This window comes from Gordonia sp. OPL2, from assembly GCF_003797825.1.
Classification (GTDB): domain Bacteria; phylum Actinomycetota; class Actinomycetes; order Mycobacteriales; family Mycobacteriaceae; genus Gordonia.
Map to the genome: position 1 here is coordinate 63,360 of NZ_RKME01000008.1, position 16,756 is coordinate 80,115.

Annotated in this window: 16 protein-coding genes; 5 read left to right on the forward strand and 11 right to left on the reverse strand. The window is 67.3% G+C overall.

All coding sequences use genetic code 11. The features are described 5' to 3' along the window. Positions 1 to 123: 123 nt before the first annotated feature. Entirely contained in the window at positions 124 to 264 is a 141-nt protein-coding gene (locus EEB19_RS10630; RefSeq protein ID WP_187585959.1) for a hypothetical protein, read from the forward strand. A gap of 65 nt (positions 265 to 329) precedes the next feature. On the opposite strand, the gene EEB19_RS10635 is transcribed toward EEB19_RS10630, so the two are convergent. Beyond that, complete coding sequence (locus EEB19_RS10635) at positions 330 to 761, reverse strand: hypothetical protein (RefSeq protein ID WP_187585961.1); 432 nt, start codon at positions 759 to 761, stop codon at positions 330 to 332. A 68-nt stretch (positions 762 to 829) separates the two neighbouring features. Beyond that, entirely contained in the window at positions 830 to 1,615 is a 786-nt protein-coding gene (locus EEB19_RS10640) for an SDR family oxidoreductase (protein WP_187585963.1), read from the reverse strand. A 102-nt stretch (positions 1,616 to 1,717) separates the two neighbouring features. Between EEB19_RS10640 and EEB19_RS10645 the strand changes: the two genes are divergently transcribed. Further along, positions 1,718 to 2,302, forward strand: a complete 585-nt coding sequence (locus EEB19_RS10645; protein ID WP_187585965.1) for a TetR/AcrR family transcriptional regulator — start codon at positions 1,718 to 1,720, stop codon at positions 2,300 to 2,302. A 247-nt stretch (positions 2,303 to 2,549) separates the two neighbouring features. Here EEB19_RS10645 and EEB19_RS10650 read toward each other — a convergent pair whose 3' ends face one another. From EEB19_RS10650 to EEB19_RS10665, 4 genes are all read right to left on the reverse strand, one after another. Further along, positions 2,550 to 3,413: a MaoC/PaaZ C-terminal domain-containing protein gene (locus tag EEB19_RS10650; protein WP_187585967.1), complete on the reverse strand. Its 864-nt coding sequence runs from the start codon at positions 3,411 to 3,413 to the stop codon at positions 2,550 to 2,552. Positions 3,414 to 3,417: 4 nt separating this feature from the next. Further along, positions 3,418 to 5,160: a 3-oxosteroid 1-dehydrogenase gene (kstD, locus tag EEB19_RS10655; protein WP_187585969.1), complete on the reverse strand. Its 1,743-nt coding sequence runs from the start codon at positions 5,158 to 5,160 to the stop codon at positions 3,418 to 3,420. Between the two features lie 95 nt (positions 5,161 to 5,255). Beyond that, entirely contained in the window at positions 5,256 to 6,224 is a 969-nt protein-coding gene (locus tag EEB19_RS10660; protein WP_187585971.1) for a tyrosine-protein phosphatase, read from the reverse strand. A gap of 79 nt (positions 6,225 to 6,303) precedes the next feature. Then, complete coding sequence (locus EEB19_RS10665; RefSeq protein ID WP_187585973.1) at positions 6,304 to 7,365, reverse strand: ferredoxin--NADP reductase; 1,062 nt, start codon at positions 7,363 to 7,365, stop codon at positions 6,304 to 6,306. 197 nt (positions 7,366 to 7,562) lie between these two features. On the opposite strand from EEB19_RS10665, the gene EEB19_RS10670 reads away from it, so the two are divergent. The 3 genes from EEB19_RS10670 (at position 7,563) to EEB19_RS10680 (ending at position 10,862) form a co-directional block, all read left to right on the forward strand. Then, on the forward strand, positions 7,563 to 8,363 hold the full coding sequence (locus EEB19_RS10670) for a mycofactocin-coupled SDR family oxidoreductase (RefSeq protein ID WP_187585975.1): 801 nt from the start codon (positions 7,563 to 7,565) through the stop codon (positions 8,361 to 8,363). Further along, positions 8,363 to 9,190, forward strand: a complete 828-nt coding sequence (locus tag EEB19_RS10675) for a mycofactocin-coupled SDR family oxidoreductase (RefSeq protein WP_187585977.1) — start codon at positions 8,363 to 8,365, stop codon at positions 9,188 to 9,190. Before EEB19_RS10670 ends, EEB19_RS10675 begins: the two co-directional genes overlap by 1 nt. A gap of 172 nt (positions 9,191 to 9,362) precedes the next feature. Beyond that, positions 9,363 to 10,862, forward strand: coding sequence for an MFS transporter (locus EEB19_RS10680; RefSeq protein WP_187585979.1), 1,500 nt, complete (start codon positions 9,363 to 9,365; stop codon positions 10,860 to 10,862). A 265-nt stretch (positions 10,863 to 11,127) separates the two neighbouring features. On the opposite strand, the gene EEB19_RS10685 is transcribed toward EEB19_RS10680, so the two are convergent. The 5 genes from EEB19_RS10685 to EEB19_RS10705 form a co-directional block, all read right to left on the reverse strand. Further along, positions 11,128 to 11,979 (reverse strand): alpha/beta fold hydrolase, encoded by an 852-nt coding sequence (locus EEB19_RS10685; protein WP_187586161.1) that lies wholly within the window; start codon positions 11,977 to 11,979, stop codon positions 11,128 to 11,130. A gap of 58 nt (positions 11,980 to 12,037) precedes the next feature. Next, on the reverse strand, positions 12,038 to 12,811 hold the full coding sequence (locus tag EEB19_RS10690) for an SDR family oxidoreductase (RefSeq protein WP_187585981.1): 774 nt from the start codon (positions 12,809 to 12,811) through the stop codon (positions 12,038 to 12,040). Between the two features lie 287 nt (positions 12,812 to 13,098). Then, entirely contained in the window at positions 13,099 to 14,763 is a 1,665-nt protein-coding gene (locus EEB19_RS10695; RefSeq protein ID WP_187585983.1) for an FAD-dependent oxidoreductase, read from the reverse strand. Then, positions 14,756 to 15,154 carry a nuclear transport factor 2 family protein gene (locus EEB19_RS10700; RefSeq protein ID WP_187585985.1) on the reverse strand — a complete coding sequence of 133 codons (399 nt, stop codon included), beginning with the start codon at positions 15,152 to 15,154 and terminating at the stop codon, positions 14,756 to 14,758. Before EEB19_RS10700 ends, EEB19_RS10695 begins: the two co-directional genes overlap by 8 nt. Positions 15,155 to 15,213: 59 nt before the next feature. After that, positions 15,214 to 16,749 carry an FAD-binding protein gene (locus tag EEB19_RS10705; RefSeq protein WP_187585987.1) on the reverse strand — a complete coding sequence of 512 codons (1,536 nt, stop codon included), beginning with the start codon at positions 16,747 to 16,749 and terminating at the stop codon, positions 15,214 to 15,216. Positions 16,750 to 16,756 lie beyond the last annotated feature (7 nt).

Genomic DNA, 16,756 nt, shown 5'->3' on the forward strand with positions numbered 1-16,756 from the left:
GCGACACGCAGTGTGGGAGACCACCATCTTGATGCAACATGTGACACATTTATCACTGCAGTAACAAGAACCCGGCAGCTGTCCTCTTGGTCAATCGTCCGGGACTACCGAAAGTGAGAGATCATGGCCTCACCTCAGGTCGCCTCTTCACAAGGTACCGACTACACACCTGTTCGCGTACATGTATGGCGTGTGGTGTCGATGCTCGCGGCACTGGTCGCGGTCGTCGCCGGCCTCCTCGTCATCGTGACGTCGGCGGCCTGACTGCGCCAGACGTGACTGCGCCCCGCCGAGCGGACTCGACGAGGCGCAGCGGACGAACTCGTGGGTCAGGCGGCGTGCTTCTCGATGACGCCGCCGACGCGGGGCAGTGCCGCGATGACGTAGCCCTTGGCCTTGCCGCGCAAGGAGTTGTAGGCCTTAGCGAGCGCAGGCTTCGCAGTGGCCGCCTGATCGTCGGTGACGGTCAGCAGTGCCTCGGCGACCGCGTCGTCGTTGGCGACGAGATGATCGGCGAAGGCGATGCCCGTGGGACGCGAATCCCAGAACGGCGCGAGGGCCGACAGGAAGTCCGGCAGCATCTTGTCCGTCGCGGACGCGACCACCCCCGGCTTGACCTTCTGGGCGGCCGCGTAGGCCGTCTTGACGGCAGCGCCGCCCAATCCCTTCTGGTCGGACACCTCCGCGTCGATGACGTCGGCCAGATCGGCGACCACGGCGGCGCGGTCGGTGTCGAGCAGGGACTGAAGCGAATCACTCATGGGATCTCCTCGGTGCCCGGGCGGGCATCAACTTCTCGGCGGATGTGGTCCGCGTCGAGGTTAGCCGATCAGTACTTCTCGGACTGACCTCCGTCGATCGGCACGACCGTGGCGTTGATGAACGACGCCTGCTCGGACAGCAGGAAGGCGACGAGGGCACCCACCTCCTCCGGACGGCCGAAACGCTTCATCGGGTTGCTGCTCACGAACTCGCGGCCGACCTCTTCCCAGTTGTCGGCATCGATCTGCTTGAGCGATCCCTCGACCATCGGGGTCATGATCGCCCCGGGGGCAATGGCTTTCACGGTGATGCCGAACTGCCCGTACTCGATCCCCGAGTTGCGGGTCAGTCCGACGACACCGTGCTTGGCGGCCGCATAGCCCGACTGGTTGCCGACGCCGCGGATCCCGCCGACCGAGGCGGTGTTGACGACACTGCCGGAACCCTGCTTCTTCATCACGGCGAGAACGTGCTTGAGCCCCAGGAATACCCCGCGCAGGTTGATTGCGACGACCTTGTCGAACTCCTCGGTCCCGAAGTCCTCTGTCAGGTCCTGCTTGCCCTCGATGCCGGCATTGTTGAAGAAGCCGTCGATCCGGCCGAAGGTGGAGATGGTCTCCGCGACATAGCGAGCCACGTCCTCCTCCTTCGACACGTCGGCGACGATCTGGATCACCTTGGCGGCGGAGGCGACGTCGGCGATCTGTGCCGCGGTCTCCGCGAGGCCCGCCTGGCTGACGTCGACGAGTGCGAGTGATGCACCCTCCGCGGCGATCTGCGTGGCGGCGGCGCGACCGAGTCCTGACCCGGCCCCGGTGATGAGAACGACCTGATCGGTGAAACGTGCGGTCATGGTGGACTACCTTCTTTCGTCAGAGATCCGCCCCGTCGCAGCGGCGGGACGTACAGTCAGAATAACGAGACACGCAGTCTCGATATTCCGGGACGGAGGAGCATGGCCGAGCCGAACGATGCGCAACCCGAGGGGCGGGGTCGTGGTCGACCGCGCGACCCGGACCTCGACGCGCGCATTCTCGCGGCGACCCGTGCACTCGTCGGCGAAGTCGGATATCACCAGGTGGGGATGGAGTCGATCGCTGCCCGAGCCGGCGTGGGCAAGGCCAGCATCTACCGACGATGGCCGACCAAGGCGGCCGTGATCACCGATGCGTTCGCCGTCGAACTCTCGGCGCCACCGATTCCGGACACCGGTTCGGCCGGCGAGGACGCCCTGGGATATCTCCGCGACCTGGTGCACACATTGACTCTGCTGGGTGGGCCCACCGTCGTCGCAGGTGCGCTCGCCGAGCGCGGCGAGGAGGGACAGGCCGGCCTCCGCGACATCCTGCGCGCGCGGTTCGAGCCGGGCGCGACACTGTTGCGCCGCGGCATCGATCGGGGGGAGTTGCCGGCGTCATTGCCCGTGGATGTCGTCGTCGACGGATGGGCCGGGTACCTGCTCTACCGTGTGGTCTTCGTGAGGGAGGTCCCCACCGACGACGATCTGCGGGCGCTGATCGAACTGTTGCCGAGGCGGTGAGCGCGGTGATCTCGATACGACGCCTCGCCTGGCGGCTCGGTGTCTACTCGATCAACGGAAGGAGCGAAGCGTCTCCTCGATCCCTGAGGAGCGAAGCGTCTCCTCGATCCCTGAGGAGCGAAGCGTCACCTGATCCCTGAGGAGCGAAGCGTCTCGAAGGGCCTTCGTGACGCTCGCAAGCTCGCTCCTCAGGCACCGTGGTGACGCTACTCCTCAGACGCAGTGGTGACCTGGTCGTCGAAGAACCTCAATCGGCCACGGACAGAACGACATTGCCCAGGGCGGGCGCGCCGTCACGGTCGGCCACCGATGCCGCGATCAGGAGTCGGCCGTTCTCGTCCCAGATGTCGACATCGAGTGTCTCGCCGGGGAACACGACGCCGGCAAAAGTGGCCGAGAAGTCGGCCACCGCCGCGGCCTCGCCGTCGAGTACGGCGTCGGTGACAGCTCGGCACACCGTGCCGTAGGTACACAGGCCGTGCAGGATCGGGCGGGGGAATCCGGCGTTCGAGGCGAATGCGGGATCGGAGTGCAGCGGATTGCGATCGCCACACAGCCGGTAGAGCAGGGCCTGCTGCGGAAGGGTGGGGACCGAGAGTCGGTGATCCGGTGCGCGATCCGGGTAGGCGACCTTCGACGATGTCCCGCGTTCGCCGCCGAAACCGCCCTCACCCTTGGCGAAGATGGAGGACCGCGCCGTCCACAGTGGGCTCCCGGTGTCGTCGACGGTGACCGACTCCTGGATGATCACCGCGGCCGATCCTTTGTCCTGGATCTCGGCGATGGTGGTCCGGGTCGTCGCCTTGCCGCTCGCCGGCAGTGGCTGATGCGCGGTCACCTGCTGGCTGCCGTGTACGACCTTCGCGAGGTCGATGTCGATCCCCGGGAACGAGACCTTGGGCGCCTCGGTCGCGTGGAACGATGCGGCAACAGTGGCGAAGGAGGGCAACACCTTCGGCGACACGTCGTCGACGTAGGCGAGTCCCGCGGTGTCCATCGGGTCGGCGGCCGCACCGACGGCGAGGTGATAGAGCGCGACATCAGAGGCCGACCACTCGAAGCTGACCTCGGGCAGTTCGGCGCCGAGCGCCACGGACGGATCGATGGGCACGGTCTCAGGCTCCTGTACTGGTCGGGGTGGCGGACGATGACGAGGCCTTGGCGGCCGCATCGAGGGCTGCGAGATACCCGAACACGAGTGCGGGTCCGATGGTCGCGCCCGGACCGGCGTACGTGTGGCCCATGACCGGGGCGCTGGTGTTGCCGGCCGCGTAGAGGCCCTCGATCACTGATCCGTCGGCGCGCAGAGCTCTTCCGGCGGAGTCGGTCTCGAGGCCACCCTTGGTCCCGAGATCGCCGGGCACCATCTTGACCGCGTAGAACGGTGCCTTCGTGAGAGCGCCCAGACTCGGATTGGGCTTGTTCGTGATGTCGCCGTAGTAGTGGTCGTAACCACTTGTGCCACGACCGAAGTCGGCATCGACACCCGAGCGCGCGAATCCGTTGAAGCGTTCGGTGGTCTGTGCGAGCGCGTCGGCGGACAGTCCGATCTTCTCGGCGAGTTCGCGGATGGAGCCCGCCTTGACGACGACGCCGGAGTCGAACCACTTCTTGGGAAGTGGTTGCCGTGCATTGATTCCGGCGAAGAGGTAGCGGTTGCGGCAGGTCTGGTCCATGATCAGCCAGGCCGGAACGTTCTCGCCCGGACCGTCGCCCTGGCCGTACTCGCCGCCGTACATCTGATGGACCGCTTCGACGTAGGGCAGCGATTCGTTCATGAACCGCTGACCACGCTCGTTGACCATGAACGTGCCGGGAACGGCTCGTTCGGACAGTGCGAACCACGGACCGCGCGGGAGCGGGATGGTCGGGCCCCACCAGGCGTCGTCCATCAGGGCCACGGACGCGCCGATCTTCAGGCCCGCGTTGATGCCGTCACCGGTGTTCGACGGTGCGCCGGTCGTCCAGTCGGAACCGATCGGCTCCCGCTGATACTTGCGACGCATCTCGGGATTGTTCTCGAAGCCGCCGCACGCCAGGATCACGCCGTGCCGCGCATGGATCGGATAGGTGGCACCATCGGATTCGGCGATCACGCCGACGACCCGCCCGTCCTCGGTGAGCAGATCGGCGAGGCCGGTGTTCAGGCGCAGCGGCACGCCGAGCTGCCGGACACCGAGCAGGAGTTCGGCAGCCAGCGCGGCACCCATCGCGATGAGCTTCTTGCCCCGCGAGCGGGCCCAGAAGAAGCGCGAACCGACCTTGGCCATCCGCACCGGGCCTCGCCAGTGCCGTAGACCGGTGTTGAGCCATCGGTAGTCGGACTGCAGCACCACCATGTTCAGCGGAGCCTTCGTGTACTGCGGGTGCAGCGTCTTCAGGTCGTCGCCCAGGGCGCGGGCGTCGAAGGGCCGGGGCTCCACGGACCGCCCGGCGAGCCGGCCGCCGGGGGCCTCGGGATAGTAGTCGGAGTAGTTCTTGACCCATTCGAGGTCCAACGGGGCGTGCTTCATCAGGAAGTCCAGCGCCTCGGGGCCGCGATCGATGTAGGTGTCGATCCGTTCGGCCGGCGCGTGTTCGCCGATGATGGCGTGAACGTACTCGCGGGCTTTCGCCACCGTGTCGTCGACGCCGTCACGCTTGAGTACCGAGTTGTTCGGAATCCACACACCGCCGCCGGACCGCGACGTCGAGCCGCCCCAGTACGGGGATTTCTCGATGATCACCGTCTTCAGCCCGCTCGCCGCCGCGGTGATGGCCGCGCTCAAGCCGGCCGCGCCGGCACCGACGACGATGACGTCGAACGTCTCGGGAGAGGAGGGGGTGTTCTGTGCTGCGGGTTCGGTCGCGCCGGCCATGGGGATCCCTTCATGCGCCACGGGTGGAACGTGTTCTTCCTAGAATTAGAACACGTTGCAGAAATAGGGCGCCAGGGGCGGGCCCGGTGAAGTGCTCATCCGGCACTACCGGAGGCCACCGATCCCGCGAAGGGCATGGTCGGACCTCGCTGGATCAAGCGCGACCGGAGTGCGCGGAGATCGTGGTCGGACAACTGCAGGCCTGCGGTGAGGAACCGATCGAACGAGCCGTATGACCTGCGGATCTGGTCGAACGACGCGTCGAGGAAGTCGCGCTGGACCCCGAGGATCGGCGCGAAGAGAGCCGGATCGGCGACCAGGCCCTTCTCGACGAGGTAGGCCATCTGCGCACGATTGCCGGCCGCCAGGTAGGTAGTGGAGGCCAGGTAGTCGCGGCGGACCGTCTGCTGATCGACGCCGAGGGCGGTGAGCATCACCGCCGACAACAACCCGGTCCGATCCTTACCGGAGGTGCAATGGAACAGCACCGGGGTCGGCGACGCCCCGATGTCGCGCATGGTCTGGGCGAGTGCGGAGCGTGATGTCGCGCTGGTGATCATCCATCGGTAGTAGTCACGCATGAGCCTCGCTGCACCGCCGTCGCCGAGCGCTGCCTGCTGTGCTGCGGGCCCTTTCGCGATGATGCGGTTGACCGTGAGATAGAAATCGGCGCCGGAGTCCCAGATGGGTCGTCGGATGTAGGCCACCGGAGGCAGGTTGTCCGGATTGGCGGCGACCTCGTTGGGGGAGCGCAGATCGATGACGGTGCCGATCCGGCGCGCGACCATCGTCTGCTTGTCGGCGTCGGTGAGGGTGGTGAGGGCATTGCTCCGATACGCGACGCCGGTGCGGACGGTCGCGCCGGAGCGCGTGCGATACCCGCCGACGTCACGCGCGTTCGCGGCCGAGATGCCCAGGGTCGGTGCGGCGGCGGTCGGTGTGGCTGCGATCGGCGCGGCCGCCGACCAGGCGGCGGTCGTCAGGCTCGGTGCGGCAATGGTGGCAACGGCGAGGGCCGCGACGGTGAATCGACGGGTGGCCGACGGGCTGTGGCGGGGCGACATGAAAGGTCCTGTTCTCGTGGGAGTCGGGCGGTCGGAGGATGGATGAGTCGGAGGGGGATGAGTCGGGGTTGCCAGCTGGTCAGAAGCGGATCCGTGCGACGGCGCTGTCGGGTCGGGCCTGGCAGGCGAGTACGTAGCCTGCCTCGATGTCGTCGGCGTCGAGAACCCCCGGGTCCGTCATCACGACGTCCCCGCTCACGACGGTGCAGGCGCAGGTTCCGCAGCTGCCCTCGCGACAGGAGTACGGCACCTCGAGTCCGTGCGAGATCATCACGTCGACCAGGTTCGACGAGCGTGGCCACGACAGGCGGTGTGTCTGACCGTCGGTCTCGACCTCGACGACGGTCGCGTCACTCGTGTCGTCGGCGGTACCGGAACCGCCGGACGTCGGTGCGGCGAACGGGTCACCGGTCAGGGAGGTGAAGATCTCGGCGTGAACACGGGAGCGGTCGACGTCGAGGCGACCCAGTGCGTCCTTCGCGGCGGCCATGAAACCGCCCGGCCCGCAGATGTATGACTGACGGTCGGCGAACGGAGCTGCGAGGGCGGCGAGCTGCTCGGCTGTGGGCACATCCAGAAGTGACTCGAGCCAATGGATGACGGTGAGCCGATCGGGGTGACGAGCGGCGAGGCGGCGCAGGTCATCGGCGAAGATGACCGAATCCGGGTCTCGGTTGGCGTAGATCACGGCGACGCGCCCGCGGCCGCCGGCGAGTGTCGCCTTCAGGATCGAGAAGAGCGGCGTGATGCCGCTGCCCGCGCCCCACAGGAGCAGGTCGTCGTCGGGTGAGGAAGGCGTGAAGACGCCCGACGGTGGGAGCACATCAAGTTCGTCACCCGCGGATACGTTGTCGCACAACCAATTCGACCCGTAGCCAGAGCGGGTGCGCTTGACGGTGACCATCAGGTGGTCGTCCACACCGGGAGCACTCGCGAGTGAGTAGCAGCGTGCGACGGACCCGGTGCGCGCGCTCGGCACCCGCACGGTCAGGAACTGGCCCGGGCGATAGGCGAACTGCGTGGCGGCCTCTGCCGGCACCTCGAAGACGAGTGATCTGGCATCGGCCGTCTCGTCGATGACGCGGGCCACACGGACCGTCACCGAACGTGGCCGTGCCGGGGGTGGCGCGATGGTCGTCACAGGCGAACCTCCTTCAGTCGCTTCGTGAATGCTGGGGCCCGCCTGGTGGTCTCGCCGGTGACGGATTCTGCTGGCCGGGAGGAAATCTCCGACGACCCGCTGAGCGGGAACACGCCATCGCCGATGTCCAGAACTCGGTCGTACGGTCCGCGCATGAGTGGATACAGACAGTCGCGACGAGCAGGGAAAGAGCGCCGATGAGCAGGATGGCAGGACGGGTCGCCGTGGTGACCGGGGCCGCGCGGGGGATGGGGCGCAGTCACTGTGTGCGGCTGGCGGAAGAAGGTGCCGATGTCGTGGCGATCGATCTGATGTCTGCGGCCGACGACCTGGCGGACACGGCAGCGGCGGTGGAGCGAACCGGACGGCGCTGTCTGGTGGGAACCGCGGACATCCGCGACCTCGACGAACTGTCGGGAGTTGTCGCTTCCGGGATGGATCGCTTCGGCCGGATCGATGCGGTCGTGGCCAACGCCGGGGTGTATCCGACCGCTGCCTCCACCTGGGAGCTCGACATCGACACCTGGCGCGATGTCCTGGGGGTGAACCTCACCGGCGCCTGGCACACCGTGAAGGCGTGCGTACCGATGATGTCTCCCGGCGGGGCGGTCGTGCTGATCGGATCGACGAACGCGATCAAGGGCGCGTCCGGAGTCGCCCACTATTGTGCGAGCAAACACGGTGTGATCGGTCTGGCTCAGACACTCGCGAACGAGATGGGTGCCCAGGGGATTCGGGTGAACACAGTCAACCCGGGCTCGGTCGGGACCTCGATGATCCTCAACCACAACGTGTTCGCGCGACTGCGACCTGATCTGGAGGTGCCGTCGGCGGAGGACGCCGCGCAGGCGCTTGCCTCCCGGAATCTCCTCGGTGTGCCCTGGGTCGAGCCGGAGGATGTCAGCAACGCGGTGGTGTTCCTGCTGTCCGACGACGCGCGGTACATCACCGGTACGAATGTCGTCGTCGACGCCGGACTTCTGGCGAAGGCCTCGTGATGGGCCGGGTTGCGGGAAAGGTCGCCCTGGTCACCGGAGCCGCGCGCGGGATCGGGCGCGCCCAGGCAGTGCGCCTCGCCGAGGAAGGTGCCGATGTCATCGTCGTCGACATCTGCCGACACATCGAGACGACGGTGACCCCGCCGGCGTCCCGGGAGGAACTCGAGGAGACCGCCCGCCTGGTCGAGAAGCAGGGTGGGCGAGCGACAGTCATCGTCGCGGACGTCCGGGAGCGAGACGAGCTGGCAGCGGCTGTGGACGCTGCAGTCGTCCGGCTCGGTGGCCTCGACATCGTCTGTGCAACAGCCGGTATCACGTCCAAGGGTGCAGCTGTCGAGCTGACCGATGAGGCCTGGGACACCATGCTGGACGTCAATCTGACCGGGGTCTGGGCGACGTGTGCGGCAGCGGCGCCGCATCTGATCGATTCGGGTGGAGGAGCAATGGTCCTCACCAGTTCGATCGCCGGGCTCCGCGGACTGCCCGGTGTGGCGCACTACACCGCGGCGAAACACGGTGTCGTCGGGTTGATGCGCAGCCTCGCGAAAGAGCTGGCACCGCACGGCATCCGCGTCAACACCGTCCACCCCACCAACGTGGACACGCCGATGATCCAGAATGCGGCGGTTCGCTCGTCGTTCCGGCCCGACCTCGCCGAACCCACGCGCGAGGAGTTCGCGGTGGCAGCACGCACGATGAACATGCTGCCGGTGCCGTGGGTCGAACCCCGTGACATCGCCAACGCGACGTTGTTCCTGGCATCCGACGAGGCGCGATACATCACCGCGGCGACGTTGGCCGTGGATGCGGGCGCCACTCAGATCTGAGCTCGTGGGCGTCGAATGACCCTTGCGCGCACCATCTCCCGCCAGGTGGGAGATGCCGGTGGTGTTGTGTGCGGCGGCCGACTGTGATGTGACTGGTGCCACACTGTGTAGCACTTCGGATTCAGATCACAGTCGGCCGTTGAGGTTTCGACTGATCCACGAAAGGTATGCGATGCCTGCTCACCCCATTCCGACCGGCCCCGACGGCACCCCGTCGACCGTCGCGTCGTCGGCCGACGACGGGACGTGGTCACCGCGTCTGGTTCTCGGCCTCATCTCGCTCGTGCTGCTGCTCGAAGTCCTCGCAATCAGCTATCTGATGATCTCGACGGCGTTGCCGTTCATCGTGACGCACTATCAGACGACGCAGGGCGCGTGGCTGCTGACGGCGTTCCTCCTCACCGGAGCCGTGACCTCACCGGTGATCGGGCGGCTGTCGGATCTCTACGGCAAGCGCCGTCTGCTCCTCGTCTGCGTGGCGCTTGCTGCGGTGGGCTGCCTGTTGTCGGCCATCGCCCCCGGCTACGGCGTGATGATCGCGGGCCGTGCACTGTCGGGATTTCTCGTACCCTGTCTGTTCCTGGGGTATTCGCTCATCCGGGACGTGTTCCCGCCCCGAGCCGTCGCCTTGTCGGTGAGCATCGCGACGACCGGCATGGGATTGGTCGCTGTGCCCGCCCCGTTCCTGACCGGCTGGCTCATCGACGATTTCGGCTTCCGGGCGATCTTCTGGTTCCTGTTCGCATGTGTGATCGCGATCGGGTTCGCCATCGCGGTGACGGTCGACGAGTCGCCGCTGCGGGTCCGGACGTCCGTCGACCTGATCGGGGCGGTCCTGTTGGGTGGTGGGCTCGCGGGTGTGCTGATCGCCGTGAGTTTCGGCCCGACGTGGGGGTGGACGGCGTCGGAGACCCTGACATTCCTCATCGGTGGCGCCGCGCTTGTCGTCGCGTGGCTGGTGTCGGCACGTATCGTGTCCCAGCCGTTGATCGACCTCGCAGTCCTCGCTCGACGTCCGGTCTACCTGACCACGGTCAGTGCCGGTGTCGCCTACGGAATCTCGGGCCTGTTCGCGATCCTGGTGCCGATGATGGTGATGGTTCCCGGCATGATGCAGCTCGGATACGGGTGGGGCCTGTCCGCCGAACAGTATGCGGTCTTCCAGTTGCCGATGGTCATCGCCATCGTCGTCGGTGGTCTGCTCGTCGGGGTCCTGGCGAGCCGGCAGTTCCCGCCGCGCCTGCTGATGTCCGCCGGTCTGGCGTTCATGGCCGCCGGTCTCGCGGTTGTCGCAGTCGATCATTCGGAGAAGGCGACGATCATCCTCGCGGCCACCATCCTCGGATTCGGGCAGGGCATGTCGTATGCGGCCGTGCCGAACCTGGTGATCGAGGCGGTGTCGCCGCAATTGCAGGCGACCACCGCGAGCATCGTCGCGGTGAGTCAGAGTGTGTTCCCGGCGGTCCTGTCGGTGGTCGCGTTCACCGTGCTCAACAACTCCCACGTCGCGATGGTCGCGCAGGGGGTCGCGTTCTATGACACCGACGGCTTCAGCGTCGTGTTCCTGATCGGTGCGATCGTCTCCGTGGTCGGGGCGGCGGTGACCCTCGCGATGCCCCGTCGGGCCGCAGTTCCGGTCGGCGCGGCGATCCCGGCGGTCGGTGCGGCCTGATCGTTCCACGCACTCGTGGTGGCCGGTCACTCGATGAGTGGCCGGCCATCGGCGTTGCGGAGCACTCCGAAAGCGAGCGCCCCGCACCGCCATCGCGGAGAAATGCCATGGCGATGTATCTCGGAAACGCGCCCTGGACATCCACCCGCTGCGACAGCCGCCGTCGACATATCGTCGACGGCGGCTCTGCGTGGGGCGGGTGTCCGGAGTGCTTCTCCGGGAGGTGGGGCCGGTACCCGGTGGATGGGGTGAGGACGGGGTCGGGTCAGGATCTCTGCAGAAACGAGAGGACGGTGTCCTCGAAGGCGGACTTCTGTTCGATCATGGCCCAGTGTCCGCACTGCGCGAAGACGTGCAGCTCCGCATTCGGGATGGTGCGCATCGGCACCAAGGCCATGTCCAGCGGGCTCACTCGGTCGTCGCGCCCCCAGGTGATGAGCACCGGCGCAGACACGGTGTGCAGCATCGACCACGGCGGCGGGGTCGTCGAGTTCTCCATCGCCGCCATCATCGCCGCGAACGCCGCCGATCCGTACATGCGTCGAGCGCTCTCGAGTGTTGCGGGATCGGTGGCCTGGGCCCATCGTTCCTCGATGAGGGCATCGGTGATCAGAGCGGAATCGAACACCATCGAATGCAGCCACCGGACAAGCCGTTCCCGCGAGGGATCGTCGGTGAACTCCTGGAGTAGGCGTATCCCTTCACTCGGGCCGGGACCGAAGACGTTCTTACCGATCCCACCGATGGTGACCACTCGGGACACCCGATCAGGATGTGCCGACGCGTAACTCAATGCGACACCGCCCCCCATCGAGTTCCCGACGATCGCCACGGTGTCGAGCGCGAGGGCGTCGACGAGTTCGACCACCGCCTCGAGGGCGGTGTGCATCGGATGTCCACCGAAGTCGTCGCTCACGCCGAAACCGGGGAACTCCAGCACGATGCAGCGGAAGTGCTCGGCGAAGCGGGGCAGGTTGTCGCGGAAGTTGCGCAGTCCGGTGACCCCCGGCCCCGAGCCGTGCAGCATCAGCAGCGGTGCTCCCTCACCGATCGTGTGGTAGCGGAGTGCGCCACGCGGCGTGGAGATCTCGCGTGTGGTCAACTGGCTGTTCGTCATTGTGTCGGTCGGTGGGGTCACCGTGGTTCCTCGTCTCGTCGTTCGTGTGTGGAAGGAGTCATCGGCCCATCGTGTAGGCGACGGTGGGTCCTGCGGTCCAGCCGCCGTCGACGGCGATCTCGGCGCCGGTCACATAGGAGGAGTCGTCGGACAGGAGAAAGGCGACGGCACCGGCGATCTCGTCCGCGACGCCGACGCGGCACATGGGTGTGTTGGGATAGCCGCCCTCGCCCTGCTCGATGCCGATCGCCGACGTCATCGGGGTGTAGGTCATGCCCGGGTGCACCGAATTGACCCGTATCCGGTCCGCGGCGAGCTCGACGGCCGTGATCTTGGTCAGGCCTCGCACGGCCCACTTCGACGCCCCGTACCCGCTGGTGAGTGGCAGACCGGTGAGTCCGGCGGCGGACGAGATGTTGACGATCGAACCCCCGCCGGCCGCGCGCATCGGTGCGATGGCCGCTCGGATGCCGTTGAACACACCGACGAGGTTAACCTCGAGAACCGTTCTGAAATGGTCGATGTCATCCTTCTCGACGAGTTGGCCGGTCGAGATCCCGGCGTTGTTGACGACTCCGGTGAGACGACCGAACCGATCCTCGGCCAGCCGGACGGCGTCGTCCCACTGCGCCGGATCCGTGACGTCGAGATGCGTGTACTGCGCGGCATCACCGAGCTCCTCGGCGGTCCGCGCACCGTCCGCATCGAGGATGTCGCCGACGACAACGGTGCCGCCTCGTTCGGTGATGCGGCGGGCGAATGCGGCTCCCAGTCCTCGTGCGCCGCCGGAGATCAGGGTGACGGTTCCCGCGAGTGAAGGTGCGGTGGTCATGATCAGGTCCTTTCGTGAGCAGCGATCAGTTGCCCGCGTGCGGGTTCGGAGCGCCTCGAGTCGGTGGCGAGCAGTCCGGATCGGGCCGACCGCTCGATGGAGTCGCGGAGTGCCGGACACGTCGGAATTGAACTGGGATGCATGCCCGCAGCGACCTCACGGGCAATGCGTGGGCATTCTCGTGCCGCGTCGTCGAGCCATTGCACACTGGTGTGGCTCGGGCTGAACTTCTCGACCAGCACGGTCGTCGCGCAATCGGCGCAGGTGATCTCTTGCATGATGGTGCCTCACCGACCCGCGGCGGCCGTCTGCGCGGCCACATATCCGAAGACCATGGCCGGACCGATGGTCGCACCCGCCCCGGCGTAGTCGTTGCCCATCACCGATGCCGACGTGTTGCCCGTGGCATACAGGCCTGCGATGACGGACCCGTCGGAACGCACGACCCGTGCCGAGGCGTCGTGTACGAGACCGCCCTTGGTGCCGAGGTCACCGGCGCGCATTCGTAAGGCGTAGAACGGGCCCCGATCGATCACGTCCAACGTCGGGTGCGCCAGGCTGGGGTCGCCGTAGTAGTTGTCGTAGGCGCTCTGTCCCCGGCCGTGATCGAGGTCGCGGCCGTCGCGCGCCATTGTGTTGTAGCGACTGACGGTGTGCGACAACGTGTCGCCGTCGACGCCGATCGCGGCACCCAGTTCGTGGAGCGACGCAGCCGACTGGATCAGTCCGGACGCGTACCACTCCTCTGGGAAAGCCTGACCGGGCATGATCCCGCCGATCGGGTAGCGGGCCTTGGCCGTGCGGTCGAAGACGAACCACGCCGGGTCGTGTCCGCCCGCGATCTGGGCATGAACGAAGGTCACGTACGGGGCGGCCTCGTTGGTGAACCGCCGGCCGTGCTGATCGACGATGATCGACCGCGGGACCGACCGTTCCGAGACCAGCACCTGATTGATGCCGTCGGGCCGCTCGAACGACGGCATCCACCAGGCGTCGTCCATGAGATCGGTCGCGGCGCCGACGGCCACCCCGGCGGTGATCCCGTCGCCGGTGTTGTCCACAGAACCTGCGCTGTAGTCGTCTCGTCCACCGGCGGGTAGATGCTGTTTGCGCATCTCGTGGTTGTGCTCGAAACCGCCTGAGGCGAGCAGCACTCCGGCGCGTGCGCGGATACGCAGCGGCCGACCGTGCTGCTCGGCGACGACTCCGACGACAGCACCCGCCTCGTCGGCCACCAACGTCTGCATCGGTGTCTCGAGCAGCACCGGAACGCCGGCGTCGTTGACGGCCAGGCGCAGGCGCGCGATCAGCGCCCGGCCGAGCGTGTCCATGCGTCGACGCAGCAGGAGTGCCGTCACGGCGCGCAGACCGGTGAGCAGCGCGGTCCGCCGTCCTTTCCACGTGCGCATCACCATGTTCAGCGCGACGAAGTCCTTCGACGTGATGAACAACCCGGGCGGTGTGGCCAGCGCAGCCGGGCGCAGAGAGTCCTCGTCGTCGCCGAGACGACGCAGGTCGATCGGCAGCGGCTCGATGGACCGGCCCTCCGCGCGGCCACCGGGCCGCTCCGGGTGATAGTCCGAATAGCCGGGGCACCACTGGAACCGCATGTGTGGACTGGCGGCTTCGAGGAACTCGAGCATCCGGGGACCCTGATCGATGAACGTGTCGATGTTCGCCGATGGGACGCGATCGCCGACGACGGCATCCAGGTAGGCGCGGACGTCCTCGCGCGTATCGACGATGCCCTCACGCACCAGGGTGGGATTGTTCGGTATCCAGATACCGCCGCCGGACAGGGCGGTGCTGCCGCCGTAAAAGGCGGCCTTCTCGATCACGAGGGTCGACATCCCGGCGGCAGCCGCCCCCAGTGCCGCGGTCAGACCTCCCGCTCCGCTTCCGACGATGAGGAAGTCGACGTCGCGATCCCAGTGTGTACGTGTGTCATTCATGGTCTGCTCCGGCCGCGCGGGATTCGATGGAGAGGTCGTCGGATGACCAGATGGCGCGCATGCTGGTGATCCGGGCATCGGCGTCGAAGGTCATGACGTCGATGGGCTCGACGACGATGACCTGATCGGCCGTCCGGGTGGTCACCCGGAAGTGGAAGGCGGCGGTGTCACCGGCGACGCGCAGACTGATCAGTTCGGTGTCCCGGTCGACGCCGTCGAGTGCGCCATAGAACTCCTCGATGGCGGAAAGACCGCTCCGGATCTCGGCGCCGACAGGGTCCTCGACCGTGGCGTCCGGTGCGTACAACGCTGCGATGTCGGCGGGGCGGCCGGCGCCGACCGCCGTCAGGTAATCGGCGACCCGTCCGCGGATCGTCTCGGTCGATGGCATGGGAACTCCTGGAGGTGTGGTGTGTGATCTGGCGGGCCGCATGTGCGGTGGTCGAGGTGTCATGGCTGGGCGAGCATGTCGAGAACGGCGAGGTGGCTGAAGAGGACCGACGCGCCGATGGGGTTTCCGCCGCCGGGGTAGGTGGTCCCGCTGACCGCAGCCATCGTGTTGCCCGAGGCGTAGAGGCCGCGAATTCGTTCTCCGTCGGCGGTGAGGACCGCGGCGGCCGTATCGGTCCGCAGTCCACCTTTGGTGCCGAGGTCCGACAGCCCGAATGCTGCTGCGTGGAACGGAGGCTGGTCGATCGGGACCAGTGGGGACTCGCCCCCCGAGAAGGCGCGGTCGTAGGCCTCGTCGCCCCGGCCGAACTCGGGGTCGGCACCCGCAGCGACCATCGAGTTGTATCGGGCGACGGTATCGGCGAGCCCGTCCGGGTCCACCCCGATGATCTCGGCCAGTTCGCCGAGGGTGTCGGCGGTGTGCCAGAGCCCGGCGGCCGCGTACTCACGGGCCTCGACCATCGAGACGTTGGGGGCCTTCACCGGGGGGACCGCGCCGTCCCGGTCGTCGTAGATCATCCAGAAGGGCAGCGAGGTCGCGCCGTCCCCGATGGATCGGATGATCTCGCGGCCCAGGCGGTCGTAGGGTGCCGACTCGTTGACGAAGCGCCGGCCGTCCTGGTTGACGAAGATGCCGCCGGTGAACCACAGCGCGAAGGCCGCGCGACCGTCGGGGTGGATCAGACCGGGGGACCACCACGCCTGATCCATCAGGTCCAGATCGGCGCCGATCGACTCCGCTGCCCGGTGGGCCGCGCCCTGATTGGTGTTCGGCCCCATCGTGTCCCGAGATCGTCCGGGGACACCGTGGGCGTCGCGCATCGCCTGATTGTGTTCGAATCCGCCCGCGCCGAGCAACACACCTCTTCTTGCCCGGATCGCGCGCCGGGAACCATTGTGTTCCACGACCGCGCCCAGTACGGCGCCGTCGTCGACGATCAGCTCGACGAGGGTGGTGTCCAGATGCAGCCGTGCCCGGGGGAAGCGTGTGAGGGCGAGCAGGAATCGCCCGATCAGTGCACGTCCGCCGATCAGGAGATCGGGTGGTGGTGTACCGAGTCGGTCGGTGTCGAGGGGACCACGTACACGCTCGGCGAGGTCGCCGAGCGTCTCGGCCGGAAGCGGGACGGGGATGATGTGCCGCTGTCCGTCGAGTCTCGCGTGCGGTGCGGCACCGAAATAGTCCGGCCACGGGTACATCTGGAACTCGAACGCGTCGTCACTCTCGAGGTACTCGACCACGTCGGTGCCGCGGCGAACGTAGGTCTCCCGCAGTTCGTGCGGGGTTCGATCGCCGACGACCGCGTGAAAGTACTCGAGGGCGTGCTCGATGGTGTCGTCGGTGCCCGCCCGACGCAGGACGGGGTTGGCGGGGAACCACATACCGCCGCCACCGGAGTACGCGGTGGTCCCGCCGAAGGTGTCGCCGGCCTCGACCACTGTCACCCGCACGCCCTCGCGAGCGGCGGTGTAGGCGCCGCACAGCGCACCTCCCGAACCGGCGACGAGGACGTCGGTCTCGGAGTCCCAGTGCATGTCGCCT